General features: G+C 71.2%; 13 protein-coding genes and 2 pseudogenes. 7 read left to right on the forward strand and 8 right to left on the reverse strand.

What is annotated here, in order from left to right; all coding sequences use genetic code 11:
• Positions 1-186 precede the first annotated feature (186 nt).
• Positions 187-837 carry an NAD(P)-dependent oxidoreductase gene (locus tag ACFY0P_RS50280; RefSeq protein ID WP_388929215.1) on the forward strand — a complete coding sequence of 217 codons (651 nt, stop codon included), beginning with the start codon at positions 187-189 and terminating at the stop codon, positions 835-837.
• Between the two features lie 14 nt (positions 838-851).
• Here ACFY0P_RS50280 and ACFY0P_RS50285 read toward each other — a convergent pair whose 3' ends face one another.
• The 5 genes from ACFY0P_RS50285 to ACFY0P_RS50305 all read right to left on the reverse strand — a co-directional run bounded on the left by ACFY0P_RS50285 (position 852) and on the right by ACFY0P_RS50305 (position 3,857).
• Positions 852-1,100: a hypothetical protein gene (locus ACFY0P_RS50285; protein ID WP_388929216.1), complete on the reverse strand. Its 249-nt coding sequence runs from the start codon at positions 1,098-1,100 to the stop codon at positions 852-854.
• Positions 1,101-1,289: 189 nt separating this feature from the next.
• Positions 1,290-2,201, reverse strand: coding sequence for a phosphotransferase family protein (locus ACFY0P_RS50290; RefSeq protein ID WP_388929217.1), 912 nt, complete (start codon positions 2,199-2,201; stop codon positions 1,290-1,292).
• Between the two features lie 270 nt (positions 2,202-2,471).
• Complete coding sequence (locus ACFY0P_RS50295) at positions 2,472-2,696, reverse strand: hypothetical protein (RefSeq protein ID WP_388929218.1); 225 nt, start codon at positions 2,694-2,696, stop codon at positions 2,472-2,474.
• Entirely contained in the window at positions 2,693-3,328 is a 636-nt protein-coding gene (locus ACFY0P_RS50300; protein WP_388929219.1) for an AAA family ATPase, read from the reverse strand. Before ACFY0P_RS50300 ends, ACFY0P_RS50295 begins: the two co-directional genes overlap by 4 nt.
• Positions 3,329-3,521: 193 nt before the next feature.
• Positions 3,522-3,857, reverse strand: coding sequence for a hypothetical protein (locus tag ACFY0P_RS50305; RefSeq protein WP_388929220.1), 336 nt, complete (start codon positions 3,855-3,857; stop codon positions 3,522-3,524).
• Between the two features lie 575 nt (positions 3,858-4,432).
• Between ACFY0P_RS50305 and ACFY0P_RS50310 the strand changes: the two genes are divergently transcribed.
• From ACFY0P_RS50310 to ACFY0P_RS50325, 4 genes and pseudogenes are all read left to right on the forward strand, one after another.
• A complete protein-coding gene (locus tag ACFY0P_RS50310; RefSeq protein WP_388929221.1) occupies positions 4,433-6,361 on the forward strand; it encodes a maleylacetate reductase and hydroxyquinol 1,2-dioxygenase domain-containing protein in 1,929 nt (642 codons plus the stop codon).
• Positions 6,362-6,378: 17 nt separating this feature from the next.
• Positions 6,379-8,151, forward strand: coding sequence for an FAD-dependent oxidoreductase (locus ACFY0P_RS50315; RefSeq protein WP_388929222.1), 1,773 nt, complete (start codon positions 6,379-6,381; stop codon positions 8,149-8,151).
• Positions 8,152-8,163: 12 nt separating this feature from the next.
• Positions 8,164-8,375, forward strand: a pseudogene (locus tag ACFY0P_RS50320) (CoA-transferase); the annotation flags it as partial.
• 63 nt (positions 8,376-8,438) lie between these two features.
• Positions 8,439-9,629, forward strand: a complete 1,191-nt coding sequence (locus ACFY0P_RS50325) for a thiolase family protein (RefSeq protein ID WP_388929223.1) — start codon at positions 8,439-8,441, stop codon at positions 9,627-9,629.
• Positions 9,630-9,649: 20 nt separating this feature from the next.
• Here ACFY0P_RS50325 and ACFY0P_RS50330 read toward each other — a convergent pair whose 3' ends face one another.
• Both ACFY0P_RS50330 and ACFY0P_RS50335 read right to left on the reverse strand, forming a co-directional pair.
• A complete protein-coding gene (locus ACFY0P_RS50330) occupies positions 9,650-10,519 on the reverse strand; it encodes a helix-turn-helix domain-containing protein (RefSeq protein WP_388929224.1) in 870 nt (289 codons plus the stop codon).
• A 176-nt stretch (positions 10,520-10,695) separates the two neighbouring features.
• Positions 10,696-11,433, reverse strand: coding sequence for a phosphotransferase (locus ACFY0P_RS50335; RefSeq protein ID WP_388929225.1), 738 nt, complete (start codon positions 11,431-11,433; stop codon positions 10,696-10,698).
• 369 nt (positions 11,434-11,802) lie between these two features.
• On the opposite strand from ACFY0P_RS50335, the gene ACFY0P_RS50340 reads away from it, so the two are divergent.
• Positions 11,803-12,717 carry an RNA repair domain-containing protein gene (locus tag ACFY0P_RS50340; RefSeq protein ID WP_388929226.1) on the forward strand — a complete coding sequence of 305 codons (915 nt, stop codon included), beginning with the start codon at positions 11,803-11,805 and terminating at the stop codon, positions 12,715-12,717.
• 435 nt (positions 12,718-13,152) lie between these two features.
• Complete coding sequence (locus ACFY0P_RS50345) at positions 13,153-14,358, forward strand: Ig-like domain-containing protein (RefSeq protein WP_388929227.1); 1,206 nt, start codon at positions 13,153-13,155, stop codon at positions 14,356-14,358.
• 149 nt (positions 14,359-14,507) lie between these two features.
• On the opposite strand, the pseudogene ACFY0P_RS50350 reads toward ACFY0P_RS50345, so the two are convergent.
• Positions 14,508-14,606: pseudogene (locus tag ACFY0P_RS50350) on the reverse strand (DUF2267 domain-containing protein); the annotation flags it as partial.

The following is a 14,606-nucleotide window of genomic DNA, read 5'->3' on the forward strand; positions in this document are numbered from 1 at the left end:
GGAGCACCGTTGTGCTGAGCGCCGCACAGTGCGGGGATCGAGACGGCCGGTGGGGGCAGCAGATCTCGCCCGATCGGGTCGTGTTCTCCCGGAGTGGTCCGACATCGCATGTCTGTCGCGGGAGATCTGCGGGAGATCTCACTAGTCTGCGGGCCCTGTGACGGTCAACGGGAACTGGAGCCTCGTATGTCCAAGATCGCCCTGTTCGGCGCCACCGGCACCCTCGGATCCCGCATCCTGGACGAGGCGCTCCGTCGTGGCCACACGGTCACCGCGGTCGTACGCAACCCGGCGAAGATCACCCGGGACGACGCCAACCTGACGGTGGTCACCGGCGACGTTCTGGACCCGGAGTCGGTGGCCGCGCACGCCGCGGGACAGGACGTCGTCATCAGCGCGGTCGGCGGAGGCGACGGGCCGGGCCACATCGCCACCATCAGGCCCAGCGCCGAAGCCCTGGTCGCCGGCGTCCGCACGCTGGGAGACGACGCACCCCGGCTCATCCTGGTGGGCGGCGCCGGTTCCCTGCGCAAGCCGGACGGTACACAGGTCTGGGACGCGGAGGGGCTGCCGGAGTTCCTGCTCCAGATCATGCACGCCCACGGGGACGCCCTGGACTTCTGCCGCACCGTCAAGGACGTGAGGTGGACGTCCCTGAGCCCGGCCGCGACGATCGAGCCGGGCGAGCGCACAGGCACCTACCGCACCGCCACGGACCAACTGATCGTGGCCGAGGACGGCACCAGCCGCATCTCCGCCGAGGACTACGCAGTCGCCCTGCTCGACGAGATCGAACTGTCGCGGCACATCGGCGAGCGTTTCACCGTCGGCTACTGACCCAGCACCCGGCGTCAGTGATCAAACATCGCTGCCACCGGCTCGGTGGTGAAGCCATGCCAAGCCGGGTGCTTGTGCATCACGTCGAGGTGGTGACGGTCTCGGTGCGGCACGTGATTGTCTCGGCCGGGGAGACTGAAGACCGCGCAGACGTCGGCGGGCCGGGTGAGGATGCTGGATTGCCGGCCGAAGGTGAGGGTGTCGTTGACGTGGTGCTCACAGCCTGCCGCGTCCAGGGCCGTGACCAGTTCCTCGCGGAGCACGGTGGCCTCGAACGACTCTGATCCGGGCAGGACGAGAGAGGGGAGGCGCACGGTCGAGCCTGGCCACAGGTTGATCCAGATGCCGCTGACCGCCCGCTGTGCGACAACCGACTCGAGCCCGCCCCGCGAGGCGCACCTCGGAGTCTCGTCCTGCGGAAGGGAGTCCTGGGGCCGGCGGGTCGCCCTGGCTCAGCGCAGGGTGTCCAGTAGCGCGGTGACGTAGGCATCCAGCCGCCCCTCCACCGTCCGCGTCGTCAGTTCCGTCCTGCCCGCCTCCTGCCACGGCCGCGCCACCCACCGCACCTGCCCCGAGAACGCCAGAGCGTCCAGCAGCCGCCAGTACAGCCGTTCGCTCGCGGCCGCGGCCAGCACCCCGCCGGCCTCCTCGTACGCCTCGGCGAACCGCAGACCCCAGGCCGGGCCGTGCAGCATCGCGAGATTGGTGGAGCAGTGCGCCACATCGAGATCCGCCGGACCCCAGGAGGTCTGCACCCAGTCGACGACCCCGGTGATCCGGGGGCCGGCCAGGCCCGGCGGCTCCACGTCGAACAGCACGTTGCCGGGGTGGAAGTCCCGGTGCAGGAACCGCCCTTCGTAGAGCGGCGCCGGCTTGCGGATCACGTCCGTCGCCGCGGCCCATGCCACCGCGTCGGCGCCGTCCGGCGGGACGACCGCGTCGGCGGACGTCCACGCCTGGTACTCCCGGGGCCGCTCGGCGGGCCCCAACGCGTGGATCGCCACGAGCTGACGGGCCAGCAGGGGGACGCGCGCCTCCAGTCCCCGGTCCTCGAGGACCGTCCGGCCCGGCAGATGTGTCATCAGGAGTGACGGATACTCGCAGTGCGCGGCGGCCGGATCGACCGCGACCGGTCCGGGAGCCGGCACGCCTGTCCCCGCGAGCAGGGCGAGGACGCCGGCCTCGCGGTTCAGCAGGTCCTCGGCGTGCTCCACGAACGACGGGTCGGCGAAGGTCCGCAGCACCAGGTCACGGGTGCCCCCGTCCCGGGTGCCGATGGTCAGCCGCCGCATCTCGGCGGTGATGCCCCCGTGCAGCGCCTCGGTCGCGACGACGCGTTCGCCGACCGCCAGATGCCGGCTCACCCAGGCCAGGGCCAAGGGTCGGACGGCCCCCGTGTCATCTCGGTTGAACACCGTGCCACCCCATCATCCCGGCGGCGGCCCGCGCAAAGGCTTTCGTCGCGGTCGCGATGGCGCGCAGCCGGTCGCGGTGGGACACGCCGGGTCCCTCGACCGCCCGGCCGAGGCTCCTGCGAAGGGGGACCGGCGAGTTGGGCGCCGACGAGACGCTCGTGCCGGCGCGGGGGCGGCCCGGTCTCCGAGATCCGCCGGGTCCCCCCTGCCTCGCCGGGCTTACGGAGCGCTGCTCGAGGGCCGTAGGGCAGCGGCGCCTGCCCGCACCATCGCGGACAGCGGCGACCTTGCCCATTGCACGAGGTCACGCGGCAAGCCGGTGTCGAGCTCGATGGTCAGCCGCACGTAACGGGTGTGCAGCTGACTGACTTTGACGGGACGCGGTACGACCGCCTCCGGTCCGCGCTGCAGTGCGGCTCGGTAGGTGTCCTTGCGCTGGTTCATGCCTTGTCCTGTCGCTCGATGAGTTCGTCTGCGAGGTCCATGTACGCAGAGCCTTTGACCTTCACCGGACTTCCGAACGACTGGGCGTACAGGTCGAGCCGCGGAATGTGGGTGGACAACACGTCGAAACCCCGCTCGGTGAGCGCCTCGCGGGCGTCGGCGTCGGGACCCGTCCGGGTGGCGTCGGCGCGATTGGTCCGGTTCAGCAGCACGGAGGCGTGGGCCGGCTGGACGCGCAGGGACTGTACGTCGCCCATCTCGCCGCCGATGGGCGCCATCCGATCCAGCTCGATGGGGGCTGGGGTGACCGGCACGATCCATTCGCCTGCGTATCGCATGATGCTGCGGGCGATGTGCGCGTGGTCCTCCAGTTGCGGAGCGTCGAAGACGACGGCCTGCCGGTCGCCCAGGAAGTCGTTGACGCGCCGGTGCACATCGCCCACCGGAAGAGCGACCACGGGAAACGGGAAACCACCCGCCAGTTCGCTCCAGCGCAGCGCGGAGGAAGCGGGGTCGCTGTCGACCAGCAGCGGTGGGATGCCCGACTCGTGTAGTGCGTGGGCCAACCAGACCGCGCTGGTCGTCTTTCCCACCCCGGGCTTCAGGTTCACAAAGGCATAGCTCAGCGGCACACGAGTCAACGTAGGGTCGCGAGCGGCTGCCGGCCGCCGACTCGGGGCACAGAGTGCGGTCGTTCACCCTGCGGCGCCGGTGAATCATTCGTATGGGCCAGTACGGAAGCATCGAGGCCCGAGGGGCCCGAAGGGCGCCGTCAGCCGCCCGCCGACATCCAGGAGCTTCACGTCGGTGGCTCCGCACCGGACTTCAGAGCCCAGGCAGCGGAAGCGTCACCCGTCGTCCCAGACCGAACTCCTCGGCCTCGTCGCTGCTGACCACGGCAACGGTTCCCGCAGGGACCCCGGGCAGCGTGGCCACACGGGACGCCACCGCCAACAGATCCCCCTCACCGGCCCCGGTGACGAAGAAGACGTAGACGTCGCCGTCCTGCTCCCCCTCATCGAAGACTTCCACGTCACCCTGGTCCTCGAGACCGGCCAGGAAGTCCTCGACCTCGTCGATCCAGGGAAACGGATAGGAGCCGTCCGGCAGGTCGGACGGCGGCAGCAACGGCACGTGGATCTCGACAACCATGGTGGACATGAAGGCATCCTGCCCTCAGAGCCTCCACGCGGCTGGACCGGGGGCGGGGTGCCGGTCACTGCTCGCTGTGGCGCACCTGCGGTGCGGCGTCAAAGACGCTCGTGCCCCTGACCGACACCCTGCTGTCGATAGACCGCGCCGCCGCGGACCGCCCCTTCTGTTCGGCTTGTTCTTCAACCTCGACGGTCATGCCTCATGGGAACCCGAGGCTTTCCGTACGGGATCGCAACCTCTCGGGCAAGCTCGCCGATGCCATGGGCACCCTGCGCGAGGCCAACGCCGCTCCCAGGAAGTGACGCCCTCGCGTCCTCCCCGGTTGATGCCCGAGGGCGTGCGCTGTCGCAGCGCTCTCGGTCAGGCCCTTCGGTCCTTCCGTGCCGCCCCGGCACGCGGTGTGGTCCGCGCGGCGAACGAGCGGACGAGACGACCACTCCCCCAGCCGGTCCGCCGCAGCACGCATGCGTGTTTCGTGCAGTGGGGCGCGCGGATCGTGCAGGAGTTCACGCGGACGTCCTTCGCATACTCGGTGGCTCAGGAGACCGACGCGACCCGATGACAGGCGGAGGCAGAGTTCCATGCGGACGTTCGTCTACACATCCCACCCCACGCGGGTGGTCTTCGGTGCCGGCACGGTCGGGCGGCTCGGCGAGGAGGTCGAGCGGCTCGGCTGCTCCCGGGTGCTGCTGTTGTCCAGCGGGCCCCTCGCAGCGGCCGCCGCGCGGGTTCGCCAGGCGCTCGGCGGCCTTCTCGTGGCCGAGTTCGACGGCGCGGCCATGCACACCCCGGTGGAGGTGACACAGCAGGCCCTCGACGTGCTCAAAGAGGCCTCGGCGGACGGCATCGTCGCCGTCGGGGGCGGTTCGACCACGGGCCTGTCGAAGGCGCTGGCGCTGCGCACGGGACTGCCGCAGGTGATCCTGCCGACCACGTACGCCGGCTCCGAGGTGACCCCCGTCCTCGGTGAGACCCGGGACGGGCGCAAGGTCACCCGGTCGTCTCCGGACGTCCTGCCCGAGACCGTCGTCTACGACGTCGACCTCACCCTCACCCTGCCGCTGCCCCTGACGGTCACGAGCGGTGTCAACGCGCTCGCCCACGCCGTCGAGGCCCTGTACTCGGCCGACGCGAACCCGGTCACCGACGGACAGGCCCTCGACGCGGTCTCCCGCATCGGCCGGGCGCTGCCCCGGCTCGCCGCCGACCCGGCCGACCGGGAGGCGCGTGCCGACCTGCTGCACGCGGCCTGGCTCGCCGGGACCTGTCTCGCCACCGTGGGTATGGGCCTGCACCACAAGCTCTGCCACACCCTCGGCGGGAGCTTCGGTCTGCCGCACGCCGAGACGCACACCGTCGTCCTGCCGCACGCCATGGCCTACAACGCGCCCGCGGTGCCCGACGTGATGCGCCGCATCGCCGACGCGCTGGGCGTGCCCGACGCCCCCGGCGGCGTGTACGACCTGGTCGCCTCCCTGGGCGGCCCCACCTCGCTGCGCGACCTGGGCATGCCCGAGTCCGGTCTGCCCCGCGCCGCGGAGCTGGCCACCTCGACGCCGTACCCGAACCCGCGTGAGCTGACCGCCGAGGGCATCGCGGAGCTGCTGGCCGGCGCCTGGCACGGACGTCGCCCCGAGGGTCCCCCCTCCACGCAGGCCCGGCTGGCCCGTCTCACCGAACGGGTCGTGGCGAGCTTCGAGCAGGCTTCCGACCCGCGCGTCCGTACCTTGCTGAGCGACCTGGTCCGGCACCTGCACACCTTCGTCGCGACCAACGACGTCACCGAGGACGAGTGGCAGTACGCCATCGACTTCCTCACCCGCACCGGCCAGATGTGCGGCCCGACCCGCCAGGAGTTCGTGCTGCTGTCGGACACCCTGGGGGTCTCCAGCGCCGTGGATCTGCTCACCAACTCCCGTACGCCCGCCACCACTCCGTCGGCGGTGCTCGGTCCCTTCTACGTGGAGGGCCCGCCCGAGACCGCCAACGGCGGGGACATCTCCGGCGGACTGCCCGGCGTGCCCCTCTGGGTGGACGCGCGGGTCACGGACACCGACGGTGAGCCCATCGGGGGCGCGGTCGTGGACGTGTGGCAGTCCAACGCGGACGGCTTCTACGACGTCCAGCTCCCGGAGCTGGAAGGACCGGTGCTGCGCGGCCGGCTGCGCACCGACGCCGAGGGGCGGATCGCGTTCTGGTCCATCCTGCCCTCGGAGTACCCGATCCCGGGGGACGGGCCGGTCGGGCAGATGCTCGACGCGATCGGCCGCCACCCCTACCGCGCGCCCCACCTGCACTTCATGTTCGACGCGCCGGGCCACCGCCGGCTCATCACGCAGCTGTTCGTGTCGGGCGGCGCCTACATGGACAGCGACACCGTCTTCGGCGTCAAGGACGAACTCATCGTCGACTTCACGCCGCAGACCGGCCCCACCCCCGACGGCCGCCAGGTCGACGGCGCGTGGCGCCGGCTCGCCTACACCTTCCGTCTCGCCCCCCTGGCCGGATGACCGAGGAGCGCCCACCCATGACCACGACCGAAGCACCCGACACGTACGACACCGACGTCCTCGTCGTCGGCAGCGGCCCCGCCGGGGGCTCCGCCGCACTGCTGCTGGCCGGCTACGGCGTCCGCACCCTGCTCGTGACGAAGTACGGCTGGCTCGCCAACACACCGCGGGCACACATCACCAACCAGCGCACCATGGAGGTGCTGCGCGACCTCGGAGTGGAGTCCGAGGCGCTGGCCGTCGGCAGCCCGTCCCACCTCATGGGCGACACCGTGCTGTGCACGTCGCTGACCGGGCCGGAGATCGGCCGCATCCACAGCTGGGGCACGGGGCCCGCGGCGGCCACCGAGTACGCCTCGAAGAGCCCCTGCCAGATGGTCGACCTGCCGCAGACCTACCTCGAGCCGATCCTGGTGAACAACGCCGCGGCCCGCGGTGCCAAGGTCCGCTTCGACACCGAGTTCGTCAGCTTCACGCAGGACGACGACGGCGTCACCGCGCTGCTGCGCGACCGGGTGCGCGGCGACGAGTTCACCGTACGGGCCCGCTACCTGATCGGCGCCGACGGCGGGCGCAGCACGGTCGCCGAGCAGCTCGGCCTCCCCTTCGACGGCCGGATGGCCAAGGCCGGCAGCATGAACATCGTCTTCAAGGCCGACCTCACCCGGTACTGCGCCCACCGGCCCAGTGTCCTGTACTGGGTGCTGCAGCCCGGGGCGGAGACCGGCGGCATCGGCATGGGCCTGGTCCGCATGGTCCGCCCGTGGAACGAGTGGCTGCTGGTGTGGGGGTACGACATCGAGCAGCCGCCCCCGGAGGTGGACGAGCAGTCGGCGCGGCAGATCGTGCGCGACCTCGTCGGCGACCCCGACCTGCCCGTGGAGATCACCTCCACTTCGCTGTGGACGGTCAACCACAGCCACGCGTCGGTGTATTCGTCCGGGAGGGTGTTCTGCGCGGGCGACGCGGTGCACCGTCATCCGCCGTCCAACGGGCTCGGCTCCAACACCTCCATACAGGACTCGTACAACCTGGCCTGGAAGCTCGCGATGGTGATCCGCGGCGAGGCCGGCCCCGGGCTGCTCGACACCTACTCCGCCGAACGGGCCCCCGTCGGGCGGCAGATCGTCGAGCGGGCCAACCTCAGCCGCGACCAGTTCGGCCCGATCTTCGAGGTGCTCGGCCTGGCCGGCGGCGGTGACCACGCGGCCATCGCCGAAGGGCTCGCGGCGATCGGCGCGCCGACGCCCGAGGGTGCCAAGCAGCGACGCCGGCTCGAAGAGGCCATCCAGCTCAAGAACTACGAGTTCAACGCGCACGGTGTCGAGATGAACCAGCGCTATGTCTCCACAGCCGTGCTTCCCGACGACGCACCCGCCGAAGTCTGGGAGAGCGACCGGGAGTTGATGGCCCAGCCGACGACCCGGCCCGGTGCGAAACTGCCGCACGCATGGCTCGTCGACGCCGACGGCGAGCGTCTGTCCACGCTGGACGTCGTCGGCGACGGCACCTTCACCGTGCTGACCGGCCTGTCGGGCGGCGTCTGGGACACCGCCGCGACCGCGTGCCGGGCGGACCTCGGCGTGCCACTGCGGGTGGTGCGCATCGGCGACGACAACTGCCGTGACGCGTACGGCGAATGGAGCCGGGTCAGCGAGATCGCCGAGGACGGCGTGCTGCTGGTGCGCCCGGACGGCCATGTCGCCTGGCGCCGCGCCACCGCCCCCGAGACCGCGCGGTCGGCCCAGGACGAGCTGCTCGGCGCACTGCGCCGGGTGCTGGCCCGGTAGGAGAGAACCAGGATGGACAAGGTGACGGCCACGGCCGCGGAGGCCCTGGCGGACGTGACGGACGTGACGGACGGACAGTCGTTCGCCGTCGGCGGCTTCGGGCTGAGCGGCGTGCCCGAGGTGCTCATCGCTGCCCTGAGAGCGGGGCGAGCGGCCCGGCGGTCGTGTCGAACAACTGCGGCGTCGACGGCCGTGGTCTCGGCATCCTGCTCGCCGCGGGCCGCCGGCCAGGTCGCGGCCCACACACCCCTGACGACCCCTCGTGAGCATGCTGCCGGGAGCAACCGATGATCGAGCAACCTCGTGACGTGTACGTCGTCGACGCCGTCCGTACCCCCGTCGGCCGCTATGGCGGTGCCCTGGCGGGCGTACGGCCGGACGACCTCGCCGCCGGAGTGCTGCGCGCCCTGGTCGGCCGCAGCCCCGGCCTGGACCCCGCCCGCATCGATGACGTGCTGCTCGGCAATGCCAACGGCGCGGGCGAGGAGAACCGCGACGTCGCCCGCATGGCCGTCCTGCTCGCCGGACTCCCGGTCACCGTGCCCGGCGCCACGGTCAACCGGCTCTGCGGATCCGGCATGGAAGCCGTCATCCAGGCGGCCCGCGCCATCGCGCTCGGCGACGCGTCCATCGCGGTGGCGGGCGGTGTCGAGTCCATGAGCCGCGCGCCCTGGGTACTGCCGAAGCCGGAGCGGGCCTTCCCGGTGAAGGATCAGCAGCTGTACTCGACGACGCTCGGCTGGCGGATGGTGAACCCGCGGATGCCCGTGGAGTGGACGATCCCGCTCGGCGAGAGTGCCGAGCTCGTCGGCGCCAAGTACGCCGTCACCCGGGCCGCTCAGGACGAGTTCGCCCTGGCCAGCCACCGCAACGCCGCCCGCGCCTGGCGCGAGGGCCGGTACGCCGGAGAGGTCGTGCCCGTCGAGGGGGTGGACCTGGACCGCGACGAAGGCATCCGGGACGACACCTCGCTGGAGGCACTCGCCCGGCTCAAGCCGGCTTTCACGGCGGGCGGCACGATCACGGCCGGCAACGCCTCCCCGCTCAACGACGGGGCGGCCGCGCTGCTGCTCGCCGACGAGGACGGCCTCGCGGCGATCGGGCGCGAGCCCCTGGCCCGGATCCGGGCGGCGGCGGTGACGGGCATCGAGCCGCAGTACTTCGGGCTCGGCCCGGTCGACGCCGTCCGCAAGGTGCTGAGCAAGGCGGCGGTGACTCCGGGCGACCTGCACACGGTCGAGCTGAACGAGGCCTACGCGGCCCAGGCGCTGGCCTGCCTGGCCGCCCTGCCGGAACTCGACCCGGAGGTGGTGAACCCGCGCGGCGGTGCCATCGCCATCGGCCACCCGCTGGGCGCGTCCGGCGCCCGTATCACGGGAGCGGTGGCACACCAGCTGGCCGCGGCGGGCAGCGGCACCGGCCTTGCGGCGCTGTGCATCGGGGTGGGTCAGGCGCTGGCCCTGGTGCTGGAACGCTGAGCCGTGACCGCAGGGGCTCCTCAGCCGGACCGGCGCAGTACGGCCGGGGTGGTGCCGAGCCGGGCACGCATCACCCGGGTGAGGTGCTCCTGGTGGGAGAACCCGCACGCGGCGGCCACCTCCGCGATCGGGGTGGAGCCGGTGCGCAGCATCCGGCACGCGGCGTCCAGCCGCAGGCGGAGCAGGAACTGGTGCGGCGACTGGCCGGTGCTCGCCCGGAACCCCCTCGTGAACTGGCTCGGGCTCAGCGCGGCCGAGGCGGCGAGGTCCGCGATCGGCAGCGGTTCGGCGAGGCGCTGCTCCATGAGTTCGCGGACGGCGGCGAGTTGCCGGTCGGACAACCCGGACCGGGCGGGCGGGGGCGCGGTCTCACCGGCACCATGGCGGCGTACGAGCTGCGCGGCGAGCATCCCGGTCAGCTGGTCGATGTACGTGCGGGCCGACGGTTCCCAGGAGCGGAGCGTGCCCTCCAGCGCGAGCATGAGCTGCTCGGCGAGTGGATCGCTGGCCCCGAGCTCCTCGGTCAGCTCCACGGGCCGCCCGCCGTTCGCCTCGCGCAGGGCGTCGTCCGTGAGGTAGGCGTGGATCGTGTCCAGCCGCCCGCGGAGCTCGACGGCGAGCCGCCGGCCGGCCGGCTGCAGGAAGAGCCCACCGGCCGGGATCGTCCGTGACCGCCCGTCCGCACCCTGTCCCCGCCGGACGGTGACGGGGCCGCTGAGGTGCAGGATCAGCAGGTGGGTGGGGGCCGCGTCGAACGCCGCGCAGTAGGGCTGCTCCACCTGCGTGGAGAGGTACAGCCGCTCCCATCCGAGCCCTGAGCTGCTGCGCCGTGTCCGCACGCCGGGCTGGCGCAGGATGCCGACCGTGTCCCCCAGACCGAGTTCCGTCATGGTGCGACCTCCTCACGACACCATATGGTTGAAGGGTAAACCAGACGGCGTCGCATCGAGAATCAACCGGATCCGCGCGCTCCACTCGACGTCGCGGCCACCCCGAGACTCGTGACGACGACGGCCACCCGTCCCCGGCTGCCGCAGCTCTTGGTGGTGACTGACACCCCAGTCGGTCAGCGCAAGGCGCGATCCATGGCCGCCCGGTGCTCGGAGACCCACTGATAGGCCTGCCGCACCTCTGCCACCACCCCAGCCTCGCGGAGACGGATCATCGCGAGGTCTCCGGAGTCGGCAGCAGCCTCGATGCCACGCCGGCACCGGTCCTGCCACCACAGGATCACAGAGACGAGATCACGCCGGTCGACGAGCTCATAGGTATCGGCGATCAACCGCAACCGGCGCGCAGTGCCGGAGAGGTCTTCGATGCCTGGCCCGAGCCCGAGGTACTGCCAGCAGACGTGGGCGATGTCATGGATGCGCTCGCCCGGCGCCGCCAGATCCCAGTCGATGAAGGCCACCGGGCGCAGGACGCCGCCGACGGGTCGATAGACGGTGTTCTTCGGCGCGAGGTCGTTGTGGCAGACGACCTCGTGCGAGCCCGCGAGTTCCGTGCCCGCCGTCAGGTCGTGGAACTCCCGCACGAGCCGCGTGACCCGTATCAGACTCCCGTCGCAGTACACGTCTGGCGGCTGCTGCGGCTTCCAGGCCACATGCCCGTCGAGGTAGCTGAGGACCTCGCGGCCCTCCTCGTCGATGCCGCGGTAGCGCGGCGCACCGGGCCAGCCGCCGGCCTCAAGGAACGTCAACAAGTCGCCGACGAACCGCGTACCGGCAGAGGCGGGACGGCGCACGGTGGCGCCGACACGCACTACGTGATTGATCAGGCCACCCGGCAGCGAGGACTCGCGCATCCCTCCACTGTGCACGATCTTCATTCAACAATTTGCCGTCACTCACGGTGTGCGTCCGCACCCTGCGACCGCCCACGCCGGGCCGGCCCCCCCCTGCTTGTTGCCGTCCAGACATGCGACGGGAGAGGGGCCGATCGAACCGTTCCACGGCTCCCGTCGGGCCGTCGGCCCCATCAGGGCATCGCGGACAGTCTCCCGTTGCACCCATTGCCGCACCGATCACCGATCCTGACGAGACCACTCGCCTCGGCGCACGCCCGCTCCCTCGCGCACCGCACCTGTCAGGTCGCGGTGCGCGGGAACAGACGGTCGTGGAGAGGGTGAGCGGCACCCTGGAGGAGGGGGTGCCGCGGCGGTCGAGGAGGCGTCATGCGAACCAGCGACGAGATCTATCACTGGATCCGCTGGGACCCACGGTTCGACCCGGCCCGGTTCGTGCTGGGGATCAGTCAGCGCGGGGACGCCTGCAAACGCATCCCACTGCCCTACTTCGTGCCGGGAGGCGACATTCCGTGGCACCGGGTGGTGTTCATCGAGGCGGACGGCGAGGTGGTCTGGGACCGGGCCACGGGGGTCGACCGCATCGACGCGTCGGGCGCCGGGCGCTTGCGGGGCCCGCAAGCGGACCTGCGTGCCGACACGAACTCGGGCGGGGCCGAGCCCGCCGGCAGCGTCGACGTGCCCCCGACCGCCCGCACAGCGGTGGCCTGGATCCCGCCCGCGGAGCTGTGGCCGCCGATCCAGGACGTCCGCCGGGATTACGATCCGCAGATCCACCGCTGGCCGCCGCACGTCAATGTGCTCTTCGGCTTCGTGCCGGAGTCCGACTTCGAGCGGGCCGCCCCGCATCTCGCCGCGGCGGCGGCCGGGACGCCGGTCTTCACCGCACGGCTGGACGGGGTGCGCGCCTTCCGGCACAGGGCGTACTTCACCGTGTGGCTCGACCCGGCGGCAGCCGGCAATTCGCCGTGGGCGGACCTGCACCGCGTACTGCAGCAGCGGTTCCCGCGCTGTCGTGGGCCCGCCAAGAACTTCACCCCGCATCTGTCCCTGGGCCGGACCCGGGATCTGCGGCGGGTCAGCACCGACTGCGCCACCCGGCTCGACGCCATGACGGCGACAGTGTGGGAACTCGCCCTGCTGTCTCGCAGGGGCGACGGACCGATGCACCCACGGGCCACGGTCGCCCTGCGCACGGGAGAGGTCCGCTGGCTGCCCGCACCCGGCCTCGAGGCGCCGGGCCCGGAGGACACGGCATGGCTCTCCGAGATCACCGACAGGTGAGGCCCTGGCCAGGTGGGCGAAACGCCGCCGGGGATTCAGCTCGCCCGGGCCGACTGTCCGAGCCGCCGCGAACGAGCATGCCGTGCTCACGGCTCCGCCCCACGAGCCCGTGCCCGCCGAGCAGTACGCGCTGTGAGAAAGGATCACCACAGACCGATCCGAAGCCTGCACCACGACCTCGGTTCGGTCGCCCTACGGCCTGCGCCGATCAGCGAGAGCGGATCGGCTACCCGCCATCCGACCGTCGAGCAGAGCCTCGGCGGCAGTCTCGCAACGCGTGCAATTCGCCACAATGCCTATCTTCTGAGCGTATGAACCCATAAAAGTAGTTCTTTAAAGCTGGTTGCACTCCGCCGGTAACCAGCTCCAGGGACTCAACGACCAGTGTCACGGGAGAAGCGTTTGATCACGGTACGTAAGCGAACCACCGGGCTGATGGCTACGGCCGGCGTACTGGGCGGCGTACTCGCGCTCACGGCCCTCGGCGGCACCAGCAACGCTGCCACCGGGGGCAACGACACCGGTAACCAGCCGACATCGCAGGCGCAGGCAGACCAGGCGGGCACCCAGGACGCTTCCGACGCCCGCATAGTGATCACGCCGGGGCAGGGCGCTTACGGCGTCGGGATCGACGACCCCGTCGAAGTCACCGTAAGCAACGGCGAGCTCACCAAGGTGACCATGACCGACGTCGCGACCGGTGCCGCGATTCCGGGCACCCTGTCCGCGGAAGGCACGTCCTGGAAGCCGAACGGCCCGCTGGAGCGAGCCACCAGGTATCAGGTCGCCGCAGAGGCCGAGGACGCCAAGGCCCGCCCCGTCACCGGGAACGCCACGATCACCACGGTCTCCCCGGCCAACGACTTCATCGGGCATCTCTCGCCCGAGGACGGCTCGACCGTCGGCGTGGGCATGCCGGTGACGATCTCCTTCGGCAAGGCGGTCGGCGACAAGGCCGCCGTGGAGTCGGAGATCCAGGTCAGCACCAGCAGCGGGCAGCGGGTCGTCGGCCACTGGCTCAACGACGCCCGCCTGGACTTCCGCCCCGAGAACTACTGGACACCCGGGTCCATCGTCACCGTCAAGCTCACCCACCACGGCATCCAGAAGACGGCCACGTTCAAGATCGGCCGGAGCCAGATCAGCACCGTCGACGCCAGGACGAAGCAGATGACCGTCGTACGGGACGGCAAGACGATCAAGACCATCCCGATCTCGTCCGGCAGCCCCGAGCACCCGACGTACAACGGTCGGATGGTCATCTCCGAGAAGTTCGGGCAGACCCACATGAACGGTGCGAGCGTCGGCCTCATGAAGGACGGCAAGCCCGCGTACGACATCAACGACGTACCGCACGCCATGCGCCTGACCGCCTCGGGCACCTTCATCCACGGCAACTACTGGGGTGCCGACTCGATCTTCGGCAGGGCCAACACCAGCCACGGCTGCATCGGCCTGAACGACGTCAAGGGCGGCGGCGACGGCAAGCAGCCCGCCGCGTGGTTCTTCGACAACTCGATGCCCGGTGACGTCGTGGTCGTCAAGAACTCCGCGGACAAGACCGCCCTGGCCCCGGACAACGGCCTCAGCGACTGGAACATGCCGTGGAACGAATGGGTCTCGGGCAACGCGTCCGGCTGACGCCTTGCCACTCCACACACATGAACCCGAATCCCTTCTCTTGGGGGATACGTCCCGTCGTTCCCGCGATGGGCCGGGAGAGCCCGCCTGGGCATGGGGCGGACAGCGACGGCAATCGTCGTGTCCGCCCCGAGCACGTACGTCGCCTGCTACGCGGCGGGGGTGAGTTCGGCGCGGCCGAACAGCAGCGCATAGCCGGAGGGGAGTTGGTGCAGGATGCGGGTCAGCAGGTCGGGACCGGCAAGGGC

Origin of the sequence: Streptomyces sp. NPDC001714, assembly GCF_042892755.1 — a bacterium.
In the GTDB taxonomy this organism is placed as follows: domain Bacteria; phylum Actinomycetota; class Actinomycetes; order Streptomycetales; family Streptomycetaceae; genus Streptomyces.